We start from the raw sequence: 14,560 nt of genomic DNA, 5'->3' as shown, positions 1-14,560 counted from the left end.
GATCCTATTTTTTTAGGCAGACAGCCGCCTGTAGGTTTGTATCATCAGCAAGGCCAGAAATGCTGCATGCACAAACCTAAACAAAATAAAACAATGAACTTTACATCCATCCGCCTCTTCGCTTACTCCCTTCTCCTGCTTCTGGTGCAGTTTCACGTCCTACCCGCTCAGGCCCAGACACAGCAGGCGCTGCAGGGCATCTGGCTCGGAAAACTGGAAATAAAGCCCGACCAGCAAATGACCGTTGCCATTGAAGTGAAACAGGACGGCCAAGCCTTTATGCACAGCATCGACCAGAACGTTTATGACATTGCCATTGAGGAATACTCCCTGAAGGGTGACGAGGTAACCATACAGATCAAGTCCTTGAACGCTACCTACAAGGGAAAAATAGTGGGTGCGGATGCAATACAGGGCGGGCTGGCGCAAAACGCCACAACCTCATTTCCCCTGAACTTCAAAAAAGTAGACAGCCTTCCCAGAAACAAGCCCAGGCGCCCACAGGAGCCAACAGGTAAGCTGCCTTATACAGAGGAAAAAGTAAGCTACCGCAATGCGCATGCTGGTGTCAGGCTGGCTGGCACCCTTACTTTGCCCCAGGCGCCCGGCCCGCACCCTGCCGTCGTGCTCGTTTCCGGTTCCGGCCCAACCGATAGAAACGCGACGGTTTTTGGACACAAGGTGTTTCTTGTGTGGGCCGACCTGCTGACTCGTGCTGGTTATGCCGTGTTGCGGGTGGATGACAGAGGCGTGGGTGAGTCGGAGGGCAACTACGAGGCAGCCACCCTGGAGGACCACGCCCGTGATGCCCTGGCAGGGGTAGCTTACCTGAAAACCAGAAAAGAAGTGGATGCACAGAAGGTAGGTTTGGTCGGCCATAGCCTGGGTGCGGAGATAGCCCCGATTGCAGCAGCCCAATCCCAGGAAGTAGCCTTTATCGTGTTGATGGCAGGCCCGGGTGAGCCACTGACACAAGGGCTTATCACTCAATCCGAAGCAATTTATGCGCAGGCAGGTGCCAGCAAAGAAGGAATCGCCCTGAACACAAAGATCCTGGAAACGGTGATTGAGGTCATTCGCTCGGAAAAAGATTCTCAAGCGGCCAAACAAAAGCTGGCTCGTGAGCTGGAAAAGTTTAACCCGGCGCTGGCCAGATTGAGCGCAGAGGACCTAAAGAAGCTGGAGCTCAGCTACCCCATTAAGCCAACTGACTTTAGCTGGTTTCTCACCCCGGGCGGCCGCTCTGAACTCCTGAACCAGCCAACCCAGGCGCTGCAGCGCGTAAACTGTCCGGTGCTGGCAATGAACGGCACCAAGGACGTGCAGGTAGGCCACTACAACCTGCCGCTTATTGAGAAGGCCCTGCGCAAAGGGGGCAACAAACAGGTCAGCATCAAGCGATGGGAGAACAAGAACCACCTCTTTCAGACGGCAGAAACCGGCAGCGTACCAGAGTATGGAGAGATAGAGGAGACCGTGGCACCGGAAGTAATTGCCTACATGGTAGACTGGATGAACAGCCTAAATACCACCAGCAAGAAGTAATGATGCCTGAACCACCACAGCCAATTCACGAACCGGCAAGTTATGGTTCGTGAGTTGGCTGTGGTGGATAGAGGCTACTAAAATCAGACCTGCTTTAGCTTTAGTTAACAGGTACGAACGCTACTTCATGATGTCCACCCGAGGCACTACCGCAACTAAGCTGCTCTGAAAAAAGCCCGTATCCTGCTCGGTTAAGTATCCGGACTCTGCCAGCTCTCCTTCCCCACCTTCACCTTTTGTCAGCAGAACCTTAACCTGTTCTACTTCTATAAAGCCTGGCAACGCTACTTACTTAACATAATAATCCAACTAACAACCCTTGCGGCCCCAAATGCTTGATTTGTGACAGCAGCCAGATCAGCTGCCGCTCTGCTGATTCAATACATTCCTTTACCACCGAGATGAGTTCCCTGTCACGTAAGGTGTAGGCACCTTGGAGTAAAGTAACAGCACAGAGCCTTACCTCCTTTACGAGCACCCACAGGTTCTGCAAATCACGAATTAAACCAACGCTGGTCAGCCTGAACTTGCTGAATCATGCATCCCGCAGGCCCTCGGGTTCATCGTTTTCCTTGCCCCTGTAGTTGCTACCCCGAAGGCGGCAACAGCTAAACTTGTACCCGCATTCCTACGAGCAGCGAGGAATAGTTGTAGTCAGGAACAACAGATAAATGATTTATCCCTTAAGGATAAGAGAACTTACAGCTACAAGTCTTATCTTTAAAGTAAATAATCTTTTCCGGTCTTTTACAGGAAAAGAAGCTGCACCCTGTCTATCACAAAATGAAAATCAGAATCTTAGGAAACACCATACGCTTCCGGTTAAAACAACCAGAAGTAGATCAGTTTAAAAAAGACGGAAAAGTAACCGAAGTCATAGCCTTCGGAGCAAGACTAGAGGATCAGCTTTGCTTTAGCCTGGCACTCTCTTCAGAGCCGGACCTGGCTATCAGCTTTCAGGCCAACACCACCACAGTGCATGTGCCGCAAGCTCTCGCGGAGAAGTGGACCAGTACAGACCTTGTTGGCTTTAATGGCCGGCTAGACACCGGCAAAGGACAGGAAGTTGAAGTACTGGTAGAGAAAGACTTCGCCTGCCTGGATGCCCCGGAAGCCGATAACGAAGGTACCTACCCTAATCCCAAAGCCGCTTGTTAAGAGGTAAAGGTTGAGGGAGTAGGATTGGCCTGCGCTCGCTGTTCTGTCATGCAAGCCCCCTTAGGAAAAGAGTCTGTAGTTATAGGTAGCACAAGTTTTACAGCTTCCGTACTTTCATGAAAGTATTATGAAAAGGCTTAAGATTGAAGGACTAGCGGAAGGTAACCCTTAGGGGTAGAGAACTTCGATAAGGAAGGGGGCAGGGGATGAATTTCATTAGCGAATTAATCTTACCTCAGTCGTGCGTTGTGTATACCATAAGCCTCTAGCAAAAGCAGAGCAGATTTCCCTCCTGTACAGGGGTGGTTAGGTTGTTACCCCCTGAAAGCGCATTTGTTCTGCACCAGCTTAGCCCCCGGTACCTACGCTTTGCCTGGGCGCGCCGTCAACTCGGGTCCCCTTTTCTACCACTGATACAGCAATTTATCCGGTTCGGTAGGTTCTCTGTTTCCTTACGTGCTTCTTTCTGCTTTCTTTGTAATCATCGAAGACAAAATAGAAAGCAACAAAGTGAAACTTGTTAATAACTATCGTATCCGGCTAATCGGTATTCTGACCATCACGGCCTTGCGGTTCGGGTTTTACAGCAGCGATATGATGACAGGCGTAGTGCCTTTCTCATGGCCTGCCCTTCTGGAGAACCTTTTGCTAACGCTGTTGATGGCAGTTACGATCTGGGAAGCAACGCGTGCCGTTGTCGTGTACTTTAACAAGCGTCATCCACTCCACTACATTTCTGGCCACCGCTTCGCGAAGGAGGCCTTGTTTGTAATACTTGCCAATACGCTGGTTTATGCCCTGACCTTACTCCTCTTTTTTTTCACAGACCCCGAGTCAGAGCCGCATGCCGTATACCTGTTTTTTGGTTTTTTAGACCGGTTCCTGTACGGGATACTGGTGGCTGCCTTTTACGAACTGCTCCTGTTTATAGAAGCCTGGAGAACCGCTACCAAAGAAGCAGAAGAGCTGAAGAAGGTGAACCTGATGGTGCAGCTGGAGTCTCTGAAAAACCAGGTGAAGCCGCATTTCCTTTTCAATAGCCTCAACACCCTGACCGGGCTGGTAGAGAAAGACCCTTCGCAGGCGGTAAAGTTCATAGCAGAGCTGTCTAAGGTGTACCGCTACCTCCTGCAAAGCAACGAAAAAGAACTGATCGCCCTATCACAGGAACTGCAGTTCACAGAAGCCTACTTTTATCTGCTGCAAACCCGGTTCGGCCAGGGCATCTCCTTGCAAATTGCTATAACAGAGAGCGCCGAAAGCTATCTGATCCCGCCGCTTACCCTGCAGATGCTGGTCGAGAACGCTGTGAAGCACAACCAGGTATCGGCGCGGAAGCCCTTACATATCAAACTAAGCCTGGAAGATGGTGAATGGCTACGGGTAGAAAACAACTATCAGCCCAAGCGTAACCCAGCTCCCTCCAATGGCATGGGATTAAGCAACATCGCCTCTAAGTACAGGCTACTGAGCCAGCCGGAGGTCATTATCCGGAGTGATGAAAACTCCTTTCGTGTGAAAGTACCTTTGATTAAACCTGTCAGCCATGAACATATTTATAGTTGAAGACGAGGCCATTGCCGTAGAGCGCATTCAGGAGATGGTAAGGAAAGTGGCTCCTGAGGCAAACATCAGTGGCCTAGCGGACAGCATTGAGGAAAGCGTGCAGTATTTAAAGGAACAGCCGATGCCAGACCTCATCCTCATGGACATTGAACTGGTAGACGGGCAGAGCTTTGAGATATTCCGGGAAGTGGAGATCACGTGCCCGGTTATCTTCACCACGGCCTACGACGAGTTTGCCCTGCAGGCCTTTAAGGTGCACAGTGTAGACTATCTGCTCAAGCCGATCCAACTGGAGGACCTGCAGCAAAGCGTGGACAAGTTCCGGCAACTAAAGCAGGTTTATGGGCAGAAGCAAGCCCTACAGGTAGACGAGCTGCTACTGGAGCTGCGTAAGTCTGTTGCCCCCGCCAGCAACCTGTACCGCGAGCACTTCCTGGTACGGCAGGGGCAGCACCTGATCTCCATCAGCGTGGAGGACATTGCTTACTTCTACAGCGAAGAAAGGATCACCTTCTTAAAAACCAGGGAGGGGCGCTCCTTAGCACTTGACTACCCACTAGAGGAGGTAGAGAAACAGCTTGACCCGAAGCGCTTTTTCAGGGCCAGTCGCAAATACCTGATCGAAAGACGATCCATCAGGCAGGTGTACGTGCACTTCAATGGCAAGTACAAGGCAGAGCTACAGCCAGCGACAAAAGACGAACTGCTTGTGAGTCGCGACCGTGGGCCAGAGTTTAAGAAATGGCTGGGCGCCTGAGGCTACTACCCAAAGCAGCAATTACTAAACCTTTAATACACAAAACTATGAAAAACAGAACCCTTGGAACCATTGCCCTGCTAGGAGCACCGTTCCTCTTTATCAGCTTCCAGTTTCCGGCTACCCAAAGTGATGCCTTGGGAGACTCCAGTATTTCCAGTTCCTTCGGGCTCCTCTACCTCCTGGGCTGGATGTGCAGCATTTATGCGCTTTACCGGATGAGAGCCGCTGGCGAAAGCTTGGTTGGAAAAGTCCTGTTACCTGCCCTGCTGATCTCCTTAGCCATTGCCTGTACATCCAACGCCTATGCCCTTGTTTTCCCACAGGATAAATCTGGTTTATATTTCTACCTAGACCTGTTCTGGCCCATCAGCAACCTGCTCATGTTTGTAACAGGCGTAACAGTGGCACTGGCAAACAAGCTACCGGGCTGGAAGCGCTTTGTGCCACTTGCAGTAGGCAGCTGGTTTCTGCTGATGGCCTCCTGTGTGACGCTTTTTGGACGAACACCCATAACAGGCACTTTCCTGGGACTGTACGCAACCTTCGCCTGGTCTTTGATGGCCGTAATGATAATGGAAACAAAGGATAAACGACAGCCCGCCCCAAAAGCAGCAAAGCTCATCTACTCTGCTGAAAAAAGACTTCCGGTACAGACTGTTTAATCAGACAGGGTTCAAATAAACAGCAAAAGCCTCTCTTTGTCGAGAGGCTTTTGCTGTTTTAAGCCATAAGAAAGCAGCCTTACGGATTAGCCTGCTTTTTCACGTGCTGATCGTAAATAAAGTCAAGGGCAGCCTGGTCCGGTAAGGTTTTAGCCTCCTGCTTTACCCCAAAGTCCATGATCTTTTTCTCCTGCATGGTATAGGCAGGCCAGTCTGGGAGTCCTTTCCCGTTGGGGTTGCCTGTGCGGGCGAAGTTCACCCAGTAGGAAGACATTACCTGTGCTAATTGGTGATCTGTCGGCTCCCAGGGGCGGTTCACAAACTTGAGGTTATTATAGGCGTAGGGCACTTCGCCCGTGTGGAAAGCCCCGTACTTCACGTACTCTCCCGTTGCCGGCACCTTACGGGTAAAGCGGTACACATACACTTCCGGTTTACCGCGCTGGCTCTGCATGTTAGCCCAGGTATAGTTCTGAACGCCGAAGATCATGTCCCGCGATAGCTTCAGCTGAGACGCTGCCGCCTGGGCATCGTCGGCAGCAGGATAATAAGAGAGAAATGTCTTTGCATCGGTTCCGTACTGTTGCTCGGCCTCTTTCCGGAAATCGGCAGCACTTTTCAGTGGACCGAATAAAAGCCCTTCATCCTCGTTCCAGCCGGTAAGCAAGGCCACTTTGTTCGCTTTTCCGGAAGTAAAGATGTCTGCTATTTGGGCGGGCAATACATAGCCATCTACAACAGGGCGGTACATCATCCCCTGTCCTTTTTGCTGTAGAACTGCTGCGGGGGCCTTTCTTAACTCCTCCATGAACGATGCACCCAGTGCCTGTACAAGTTTTACTCCTTGCTGCTCTGCCTCCGGCAGGGTAACACTCCCTCTGGAAAAGCTGGCCCCACTTTGCGCAATGGCTTTCTGGAACAAGCCTTTTGCCAATGGAGAGGCGACCAAAGCATTCACGCTCATAGAACCGGCGGATTGCCCGGCAATGATCACGTTAGCGGGGTCTCCTCCGAAAGCAGCTATGTTCTCTTTTACCCATTGCAAGGCTGCTATTTGATCCTGTAGCCCGTAATTACCAGAGGCACCATGCGGGGATTCTTTTGTCAGTTCTGGATGAGCAAAAAACCCGAACACCCCTACCCTGTAATTGATACTCACAAACACGATCCCTTTTTTCGCCATGGCCTCGCCGTCATAGATCGGCACGGCACTACCACCGCTGTTGAAGCCGCCACCGTAGATCCAGACAATCACAGGACGCTTTTCTTTCGGGGATTTGGCTCCTGTCCAAACGTTTAGATAGAGGCAGTCTTCACTGATAGGCTCCTTGGGAATCAGAAACTCCTCACTCCACATGCTAAAGGGAGCAGGTTCATTTTGCATCGGACTTGGTCCAAAGGCAACGCACTCCCGCACTCCTGCCCAAGGGGCTACGGGTTGCGGGGCTTTCCAGCGCAGCTCTCCCACAGGAGGTGCCGCAAAAGGAATACCCTTGTAAATAGCCACATCCCTTTCTCTGTTCGTGGTGCCAGCAACTAAACCCGCTTTTGTTTTTACAGGTCCTGTGCCCTGGGCAAGGGTTGTAAACGTCAAAAACAGCAGGCAGGCAAAAGTTAAAAATTGAGCCTTTATCATAAACATAAGGTTGTTTGTTACACGTTTGGGGTTTGTTTCCCCCTTCACCTAATAGATCATTCTACAGGCAATTCAAAGTACCTCTCCAGTACATGTCGCTCCTATGGGGCTCTGAGAACAAACTTATCAATCGAGTTACAAACGTGTCGTCCCACCGGGACTAGGATGCACCATGGTATTTGTTTACAAAGTTGGTTTTATGGGGTTTACTCCTTTACCTAAACCCTTCTTTACTTCCCGTTGGCCAACTGCAGCAACTCTTTGTCATGATGATTCTTCACGGTGCTGGCATTATCAAACAGCATGGTGGCACCGTTTTCAGCTGTAAACTGTGGCCAGTTTGGCAAGCCTTTGTGATTCGGGTTTCCGGTTTTGGCGAAGTTAATCCAGGCCTGGCTCATTTTATCGGCTAAGGCGTGTGCCTCTTTGCCACCTCCCGTCATTTCTTCGCAACGGCTGATGTTATCGAACACGAAAGGAAGCTCCATGCAGTGCATCGAGCTGTATAGCCCATCCATCACGGGCGACTGCCAGGTAAACAGGTACATGTAAACCGGCGCTGTTCCGTTTTTGGCTTTCTGGCTGGCCTGGTCGATGGCCAAAGAGCGGAAGTTGAAATCAAACAGGACGTAATCAGCTGGCTTCTCAGACTCCGGGTAAGCTTTCTTCACAGCCGCAAAGTAAGCCTCTGTTTTGTCGCCGTACTTTTTCTGCAGGCTCTCCTTAGCGGCCTCCATGCTCAAGCCGCGGTTAGCCGGCATAAAAGGCGCAAATTCGGTTTTGGTAGTACCGACCAGCAAGGGGATATTTTTAGACAGGGCAATGGCCGCCGGATCGGATGGTTGGTAGGGCAGGAACTCCCCGTCCAGGATTGGCCCCCAACCTAAGTTAGCAGGTGCTTTACCTTCTGCTTTTATAGAGGCCTGCACTTTCTGGATCGCTTTTTTACTCGCCAGGTTCAGGCGCTCATAGGGCAGCTTTTGTAAGGAGTCCACCTGATTTGGCTGCAGGTTCAGCTCTTCCAGCAGGGCAGCGCTAACACGTTTTGCCAGGGCAGGATCTGTGAAGTTGGTGATGTAGCTACCGCTCTGTACGATGGCTTTATGGAACAAGCCTTTCGCTGAAGGCGCATTCATCAAAGAGGTAACTTTACCGCCACCACCCGACTGGCCAAAGATGGTCACATTGTTTGGATCGCCGCCAAACTGGTCGATGTTCTGCTGTACCCACTGCAGTGCCATGGCCAGGTCTGTCAAGCCTGCGTTGGCTGAGCCTTTGTACTTATCGCCATAGGCCGACAAGTCCAGAAAACCCAGTGCGTTCAGACGGTGGTTTACCGTTACCACCACTACATCCCCTTTCCGGGCCAGGTTCTCACCATCATAAGACGGCAGTTCTACAGAGGACCCAGCTGTAAAGCCTCCTCCGTGCAACCATACCATTACCGGTCGCTTTTTGCCATCGTTGATCTTGGGCGTCCACACGTTCAGGCTCTGGCAGTGCTCGTTGGTATAGCCCCAGTTGTGCTGAAAGGGGAATTCGAACTCATCGTTCACTGTAGTGGTAGGGTCTGTCGGACAAACAGGGCCATACGACATGGAACTGCGCACGCCCTCCCAAGCATCAGGCTTCTGTGCCACCTGAAACCGCTCTGCCTTGGCATAGGGAATTCCTTTGTATGTAAAGATACCATTATGAGTATAGCCACGGACTTTGCCATAGGCTGTGTTCGTGACAGCGTGGTTAGCTCCCGCTATAAGAGGCGTTACCACTTCGGCTTTTTTCTGAGCCATAACCGTTGCAGGCATCGTGAGTGCCATTGCCGCACAAAGGAAGAGAGTCTTTTTCATGTACTGGGTTTTTAGTGAAATGGAGAAAGTTACCTTGATATAGTTTAAAGATAAAGCCTTATGGAACGTTCGTACCGTTGCCTTTTAGCACGTTATGGAAGAACAGAACCTGGTACGGCAAGGCATTTCCCCAATACTCCCAGGTATGTTCTCCCGGTCGCTCGATGTAGGTGTGAGGCGTGCCATTAGCCAGCAGGCGTTGGTGCAGATCCCGGTTTGTATCAATCAGAAAATCGTCAACGCCGACATCAAGAATTAGCTGCAGACCGCTGTTCTTTAATTCTTCTGTTCTGCCCACAGCCGTATATTCCGGATAAGGGTTTGCCTTATCTTTAGGAGCCCCCAGCAGGCGGGCAAAGTTCTGCGCCCGTAAAGCAGCAAACTCCTCCGGCACTTTCCAAGTAGCGGTGTTGATGTTCATCACCCCACTCATGCTACCTGCCGCACTGTATAGCTCCGGATGGCGGGATGCTAGGTACATCGCGCCATGCCCTCCCATCGAAAGCCCGGCAATCACCCGCCCTTTCCGATCCCGAACAGTATAGTAACTGTCGTCGATCTTCTGCACTAACTCTTTCGTGATAAAAGTCTCGTACTGGCTGGTCTTGTCCAGCGGACTATCGAAATAGTAGCTGGTAGGGCCGCCATCCGGCGTTACGATGATAAGGTTATACTCATCGGCCATGCGATGCAGTAGAGTTTTATCAGGCGTTTTGGTCAGCCAATCCTTGTAACTGCCGGTACCACCATGCAGCAGGTACAGCACGGGGTAAGGCTTTCTGGACTTCTGGTAACTGCTCGGCAACACCACGGCCGCCTTTATTTTGCGCTGCATGGCCGGGCTATGGACTTCCAGGGTGTCTACCCGGGCAGCAAAAGAGAAGAGCGGCTGGGCTAAAAAGAGCGTGATCAGAAGGAGGCGGATTACTTTCATAAGCTAGTTAAAAGGGACTGTTTACTTAGTAGAATCAGCAAAATAAGCAGCAATACGAATTATAAACTACCACTAGTGTGAGTCTGCTTTCCCGCATTTCACAAAGAATTTACAGGTTTTATCCTCCTATCCCCTTCAAAGGAACTTTTGATACCACCTGCGTTCTTAGCTAGGTCTTACAATAAAGCATCGTCTTAACTTAGGACGAGTAAAGGAGCAAGAACCAGTAAGCCTGCCCGTGTATCGGCAGATTTACCTGTTCTTGCTGTTCCTGCGCCCCTACTGTGCTGCTTGCTTGCTGTTGTGCAGTTCGTCCAGCAACAGGTAGCGCTCACGGTTCTTGTCAGGCTGGGCCTGTGTGTTCACGTCTATGTTGATGATCTGAACTTTGTCTCCACTGTTAAGAGTAGGCCAGGTGGGTACATCAGGCCCATTGGGGTTGCCGGTTTTGATGAAGTTGGCAAAGTAGTTCTGCATGATCTCCGATACCTTGTAGTCCTCCGGCGTCCAGGCGTACACTTTGTTATAAGGCAGGTTGCCCATGGCATATTCAATTTCCGCAGCGTGTACGGCTCCGCGGGCCTGTGGCATTTTAACTACATTCGGGTCTTCTTCTTTCACCACTCCTCCTGCCAGGCCGGCAGAAGCGTTCCCCATTTCCGGCACCATGGGTGGACGAGGGCGTGAGAACAGGTAGCGGTATACCGGCTGATCGCTTGTCTGGCTGTGCAGGTCTATCCACTTCCAGGTACTGTAAGCAATAAAGCGGTCCCCTGCCAGGTCGGTAGCCGCTTGTACCACTTCCGCCTCTGTAGAGGCAGGATAAGCTTTAAACACATCCTCCGCGCGGTCGCCGTACAAGCGTTGTAAAGCCTTTTTGTAGTTTTCTACGGTTGGTTTCTCCTGCCCCAGCAAAAACATGTAGGTCATTTCCTCAGAGTTCCACCCGGCCAACAGCGGCACTTGTGCCTGCTCTCCCGCTTTATAAATGGCTACCGGGGCTTTCGGGAAGAAGTAGCCATCGATTGTGAAAGGGAAACCAGGGATGCCGCGCTTGCCGGCCGCTTCCAACAGTTTCTCGGCTGGTAGGGCACGCAACTCAGCCAGGGAATTCGCGCCCAGGCTTTGGGCAAACGTTACCCCGATCTGCTCGGCTTCGTTAAGTGGAATAGGGTCCATAGATGAGTTAACGGCAGCACCACTCTCCCCTATTGCCCCTGCAATCAAGTCCTTCGACAAAGGGGAAGCCATCTGTGCACTAACAGAGATAGAGCCTGCCGATTCCCCCGCAATGGTGATCTTGTCCGGGTCGCCACCAAAGGCCTCGATGTTTTCCTTAACCCAACGCAATGCTGCGTTCTGGTCCAGGTAGCCATAGTTACCGGATGCGTTATGCGGTGACTCTTCGGTTAGTTCCGGGTGCGCAAGGTTACCGAACACACCCAGGCGGTAATTTGTCGTAACGGCCACAATGCCTTTTTTAGCCATGCTTTCGCCATCATAGCGCGCTTCTGAACCGTCGCCGGCCACAAAGCCACCACCGTAGAAATACACGAGCACAGGTAATTTCTCCCCTTCTGATTCTGCCGGCGTCCACACGTTCAGGTACAAGGCATCTTCACTCATACCATCCGACCGGAAGCCCATGTCCCCGAACACAGGCAACTGCATGGCCCGTGGGCCGAAGTTCTTTGCCTGTCGCACGCCTTCCCAATCCTCTACTGGCTGTGGTTCCCGCCATCTTAACTCTCCAACGGGTGGTGCAGCAAAGGGGATTCCTTTAAAAGAACGGATACCGCTTTCTTCCAGGGTACCTTCCAGAATACCGTCTTCTACTTTAACTTGGTTATTTGCCAGCGTTTCAGCTGTTGCCTCCGTTGTTTCTTCGCTGGAGCGGGCACAGCCCACGGACAGCAGCTGAACAGCCAGGAGCAGGACACAATAAAATCTTCTTGAATGATGCATAAGTTTTTCTATAGCAGTAAGATGAGAGAATCAGAGGCCTTTACGTTAACTATACATAATGATAAAGTAAATTTTCATTATGTCAAAGTAACACATTGTTCTTTTTATGCGCGTGTAGCTTTTAAACCGAAGAACTGAGGAATAAAACAACTACTATCATCAAGAAACTGCCTCCCTCCCAGTTCTTGCTTTGGCTTAAAGAAACAATGCTAAACTTATCCTTCAGGAGCCTGAGGAATCTTGTACGGTTAGAAACAAAAAGTTTGGCACCTCTTGCTGGCTATTTTCGACCGTGTAGTTAGATTAGCACCTGACTATGAAAAAATAATAACATGGAGCACTACATCTGCACTACCTGTGGTGTGCAATATGCCGCTGCCGAGCAAGCCCCCGATCATTGCCATATCTGCGCGGACGACCGCCAATACGTGAACTGGAACGGACAGAGCTGGACCACACTTAAAAAGCTACAAATTACCCATGCCAACCAGTTTAAAAAGGCAGAACTTGGCCTGTATGAGATCTGGACAGCGCCGGACTTCGGCATCGGACAGCGGGCCTTGCTGTTACAGACGCCAGAAGGCAACATACTCTGGGACTGTATTTCTTTACTAGATGAGGCGACCGTAGAAATCGTAGAGAAGCTCGGCGGTATAAAGGCCATCGCCATCTCCCATCCCCACTATTACAGCAGCATGGTAGAATGGGCACAGGCGTTTGATGCTCCTGTCTATATCCACGAAAAAGACCGCGAATGGATCATGCGCCCGGACGAGCACATTCAGTTCTGGTCCGGTAGCACGCTGGCACTTCTGGGCGGAACACGGCTGATTCATGTAGGCGGTCACTTTCCGGGTAGTTTTGTTTTGCACTGGCCGAAAGGAGCAAACGGACGCGGCGCACTTTTAACGGGCGACATTCTAAACGTGGAAATGAATCGCTCGCAGTTGTCGTTCATGTACAGCTACCCCAATCATTTTCCGCTACCAGAAAAAGCGATTCTGTATATAAAAGACGCCATGGAAGGCCTTGCGTTCGACCGGATCTATTCAGCCTGGAACCGCAAAGTTGCCTATGAAAATGGACGGCAAATATTCGACACCTCTGTTGAACGTTATTTAAACATCTTCAGATCTTGAACCAGGCTTAAGACTTGCCCCTAAACACGTATCATCCCTTGTAAAAACAGCACAGCCACTCGCTAGAAACGAGTGGCTGTGCTGTTTAAGTCCTGTTAGCGAGTTTTTAATGGTGGTGCCCGCCTTCGCCTTTCTTCATCTCCGCAATCAGGTAATAGGCGCCCTTTGTCACGATTTGTGCACCTGCCGGTAGGTCAGGCATTTGGGTGATCTCCACAAAGCCCTGGTCTGTTTCTCCTGTCGTGACCTGCACTCTTCGGAAAGACGTACCGTGCTCGCCGGCCTCCTGCCCTTCACCTTCTTCGTGCACGTCGTCTGTCAAGATAAAAATGTAGGACTTGCCTTCATCCTCCACCACCGCTTCTACTGGCAAGGCCTGTACCTGCTCTTTTCCGGTATAGATCTTCGCCTCCACATACAAGCCGCGAATGAAGTCCGGGTGCTCGCCTTCAATATGCCCGTGCACTTTCACTGTTTTGTTTTCCGGATCAAAGGCCTTCCCGACCAGGAACACCTCTCCTTCATACACTTCTCCTGCCATGCTGGGTACGGTAAAGCGAATTGGCTGCCCGATCTTTACCTTGTTGGCGTCCTGCTCGAACACGTTCAGTTCCAGGTGCATGTGCCGGGTATCTGCCAACTCGTACAGCTCCTGTTCTGAGCTGGCAAATTCGCCGTTGTGTACGTTCAGCTTTGTGATATAGCCACTCAAAGGAGCCCGCACAGCTATGGTGCGGGAGATATTCCCACCCGCCACCTGTGCCGGGGAGATACCCAGGTAGCGCAACTGCTCTTCCAGGGCCTTTTTACGGGATCTTGCATTTTCATAAGCTGCCGTAGCTATCTGGAACTGCTTTTTGGAGCTAACCTGCGCTGAGTCCAGTCTTCTTTGGCGCTGGTACTCGGCCTCCAGATAGCTCAGGTTGCTGAGCACCTGCTGGTACTCCTCCTGAAACTGCACGTAGTCCATGTTCTCCAGCACGGCCAGCACCGTTCCTTTCTGCACATAGTCGCCCACCAGGTAATTAGCCTTGCGCACAAAGCCATCGCTAGGGGCAGAAACCGCTGCCAGGTTCTGCGGGGGCAGGTCCAGCACCCCATTCGCTTTCACGTAGGCAGATAAATTGAGACTACCTAGTTCTCCATACTGCAGGTCTGCTGCGCTTAGCTGCACTCCACTAAGTTCTACCACACCTTCCTCACTCTCTTCTTCGGTATGCTCGCCGTGGGCCTCTTTCTCATGCCCGTGCTCCTCCTCCGCCACAGGCTCTGACTCACTGCACTGGAAGAAGAGAAAGGAAGCCACGAAAAGGACTAAACTGTTTTTTATGATTCGTTTCATCGT

11 protein-coding genes are annotated in these 14,560 nt (G+C 51.1%); 6 read left to right on the top strand and 5 right to left on the bottom strand.

What is annotated here, in order from left to right:
- Window positions 1-93: 93 nt before the first annotated feature.
- From CHB92_RS06185 to CHB92_RS06165, 5 genes are all read left to right on the top strand, one after another.
- Window positions 94-1,545, top strand: coding sequence for an alpha/beta hydrolase family protein (locus CHB92_RS06185; protein WP_179222969.1), 1,452 nt, complete (start codon window positions 94-96; stop codon window positions 1,543-1,545).
- A gap of 783 nt (window positions 1,546-2,328) precedes the next feature.
- On the top strand, window positions 2,329-2,703 hold the full coding sequence (locus tag CHB92_RS06180; protein WP_089318316.1) for a DUF7009 family protein: 375 nt from the start codon (window positions 2,329-2,331) through the stop codon (window positions 2,701-2,703).
- A 510-nt stretch (window positions 2,704-3,213) separates the two neighbouring features.
- Window positions 3,214-4,269 carry a sensor histidine kinase gene (locus tag CHB92_RS06175; protein ID WP_144266277.1) on the top strand — a complete coding sequence of 352 codons (1,056 nt, stop codon included), beginning with the start codon at window positions 3,214-3,216 and terminating at the stop codon, window positions 4,267-4,269.
- Entirely contained in the window at window positions 4,250-5,026 is a 777-nt protein-coding gene (locus CHB92_RS06170; RefSeq protein WP_089318314.1) for a LytR/AlgR family response regulator transcription factor, read from the top strand. Before CHB92_RS06175 ends, CHB92_RS06170 begins: the two co-directional genes overlap by 20 nt.
- A gap of 47 nt (window positions 5,027-5,073) precedes the next feature.
- Window positions 5,074-5,691 (top strand): hypothetical protein, encoded by a 618-nt coding sequence (locus CHB92_RS06165; RefSeq protein WP_089318313.1) that lies wholly within the window; start codon window positions 5,074-5,076, stop codon window positions 5,689-5,691.
- A gap of 79 nt (window positions 5,692-5,770) precedes the next feature.
- Here the strand turns inward: CHB92_RS06165 and CHB92_RS06160 are convergent, their stop codons facing one another.
- The 4 genes from CHB92_RS06160 to CHB92_RS06145 form a co-directional block, all read right to left on the bottom strand.
- Window positions 5,771-7,327 (bottom strand): carboxylesterase/lipase family protein, encoded by a 1,557-nt coding sequence (locus tag CHB92_RS06160; protein WP_245842342.1) that lies wholly within the window; start codon window positions 7,325-7,327, stop codon window positions 5,771-5,773.
- Between the two features lie 230 nt (window positions 7,328-7,557).
- Complete coding sequence (locus tag CHB92_RS06155) at window positions 7,558-9,177, bottom strand: carboxylesterase/lipase family protein (protein WP_089318311.1); 1,620 nt, start codon at window positions 9,175-9,177, stop codon at window positions 7,558-7,560.
- Between the two features lie 58 nt (window positions 9,178-9,235).
- The gene (locus CHB92_RS06150) at window positions 9,236-10,111 is read right to left on the bottom strand and encodes an alpha/beta hydrolase (RefSeq protein ID WP_089318310.1); all 876 of its coding nucleotides are present in this window, start codon (window positions 10,109-10,111) and stop codon (window positions 9,236-9,238) included.
- Between the two features lie 279 nt (window positions 10,112-10,390).
- Window positions 10,391-12,076, bottom strand: coding sequence for a carboxylesterase/lipase family protein (locus CHB92_RS06145; RefSeq protein WP_089318309.1), 1,686 nt, complete (start codon window positions 12,074-12,076; stop codon window positions 10,391-10,393).
- A 428-nt stretch (window positions 12,077-12,504) separates the two neighbouring features.
- Here CHB92_RS06145 and CHB92_RS06140 point away from each other — a divergent pair, with 428 nt between their 5' ends.
- Window positions 12,505-13,215 (top strand): MBL fold metallo-hydrolase, encoded by a 711-nt coding sequence (locus CHB92_RS06140; RefSeq protein ID WP_218824236.1) that lies wholly within the window; start codon window positions 12,505-12,507, stop codon window positions 13,213-13,215.
- 106 nt (window positions 13,216-13,321) lie between these two features.
- Here the strand turns inward: CHB92_RS06140 and CHB92_RS06135 are convergent, their stop codons facing one another.
- On the bottom strand, window positions 13,322-14,557 hold the full coding sequence (locus tag CHB92_RS06135; RefSeq protein ID WP_089318307.1) for an efflux RND transporter periplasmic adaptor subunit: 1,236 nt from the start codon (window positions 14,555-14,557) through the stop codon (window positions 13,322-13,324).
- Between the last annotated feature and the right edge of the window lie 3 nt (window positions 14,558-14,560).

This window comes from Pontibacter ummariensis, assembly GCF_900188175.1.
Classification (GTDB): domain Bacteria; phylum Bacteroidota; class Bacteroidia; order Cytophagales; family Hymenobacteraceae; genus Pontibacter; species Pontibacter ummariensis.
This window is presented reverse-complemented; position numbering and strand designations above follow the sequence as displayed.

What these genes read in the sequence shown, in the direction of transcription:
- CHB92_RS06185 (WP_179222969.1), top strand. Translation starts at nt 94, where the DNA reads ATGAACTTTACATCCATCCGCCTCTTCGCTTACTCCCTTCTCCTGCTT.
- CHB92_RS06180 (WP_089318316.1), top strand. Translation starts at nt 2,329, where the DNA reads ATGAAAATCAGAATCTTAGGAAACACCATACGCTTCCGGTTAAAACAA.
- CHB92_RS06170 (WP_089318314.1), top strand. Translation starts at nt 4,250, where the DNA reads ATGAACATATTTATAGTTGAAGACGAGGCCATTGCCGTAGAGCGCATT.
- CHB92_RS06165 (WP_089318313.1), top strand. Translation starts at nt 5,074, where the DNA reads ATGAAAAACAGAACCCTTGGAACCATTGCCCTGCTAGGAGCACCGTTC.
- CHB92_RS06160 (WP_245842342.1), bottom strand. Translation starts at nt 7,327, where the DNA reads ATGATAAAGGCTCAATTTTTAACTTTTGCCTGCCTGCTGTTTTTGACG.
- CHB92_RS06155 (WP_089318311.1), bottom strand. Translation starts at nt 9,177, where the DNA reads ATGAAAAAGACTCTCTTCCTTTGTGCGGCAATGGCACTCACGATGCCT.
- CHB92_RS06150 (WP_089318310.1), bottom strand. Translation starts at nt 10,111, where the DNA reads ATGAAAGTAATCCGCCTCCTTCTGATCACGCTCTTTTTAGCCCAGCCG.
- CHB92_RS06145 (WP_089318309.1), bottom strand. Translation starts at nt 12,076, where the DNA reads ATGCATCATTCAAGAAGATTTTATTGTGTCCTGCTCCTGGCTGTTCAG.
- CHB92_RS06135 (WP_089318307.1), bottom strand. Translation starts at nt 14,557, where the DNA reads ATGAAACGAATCATAAAAAACAGTTTAGTCCTTTTCGTGGCTTCCTTT.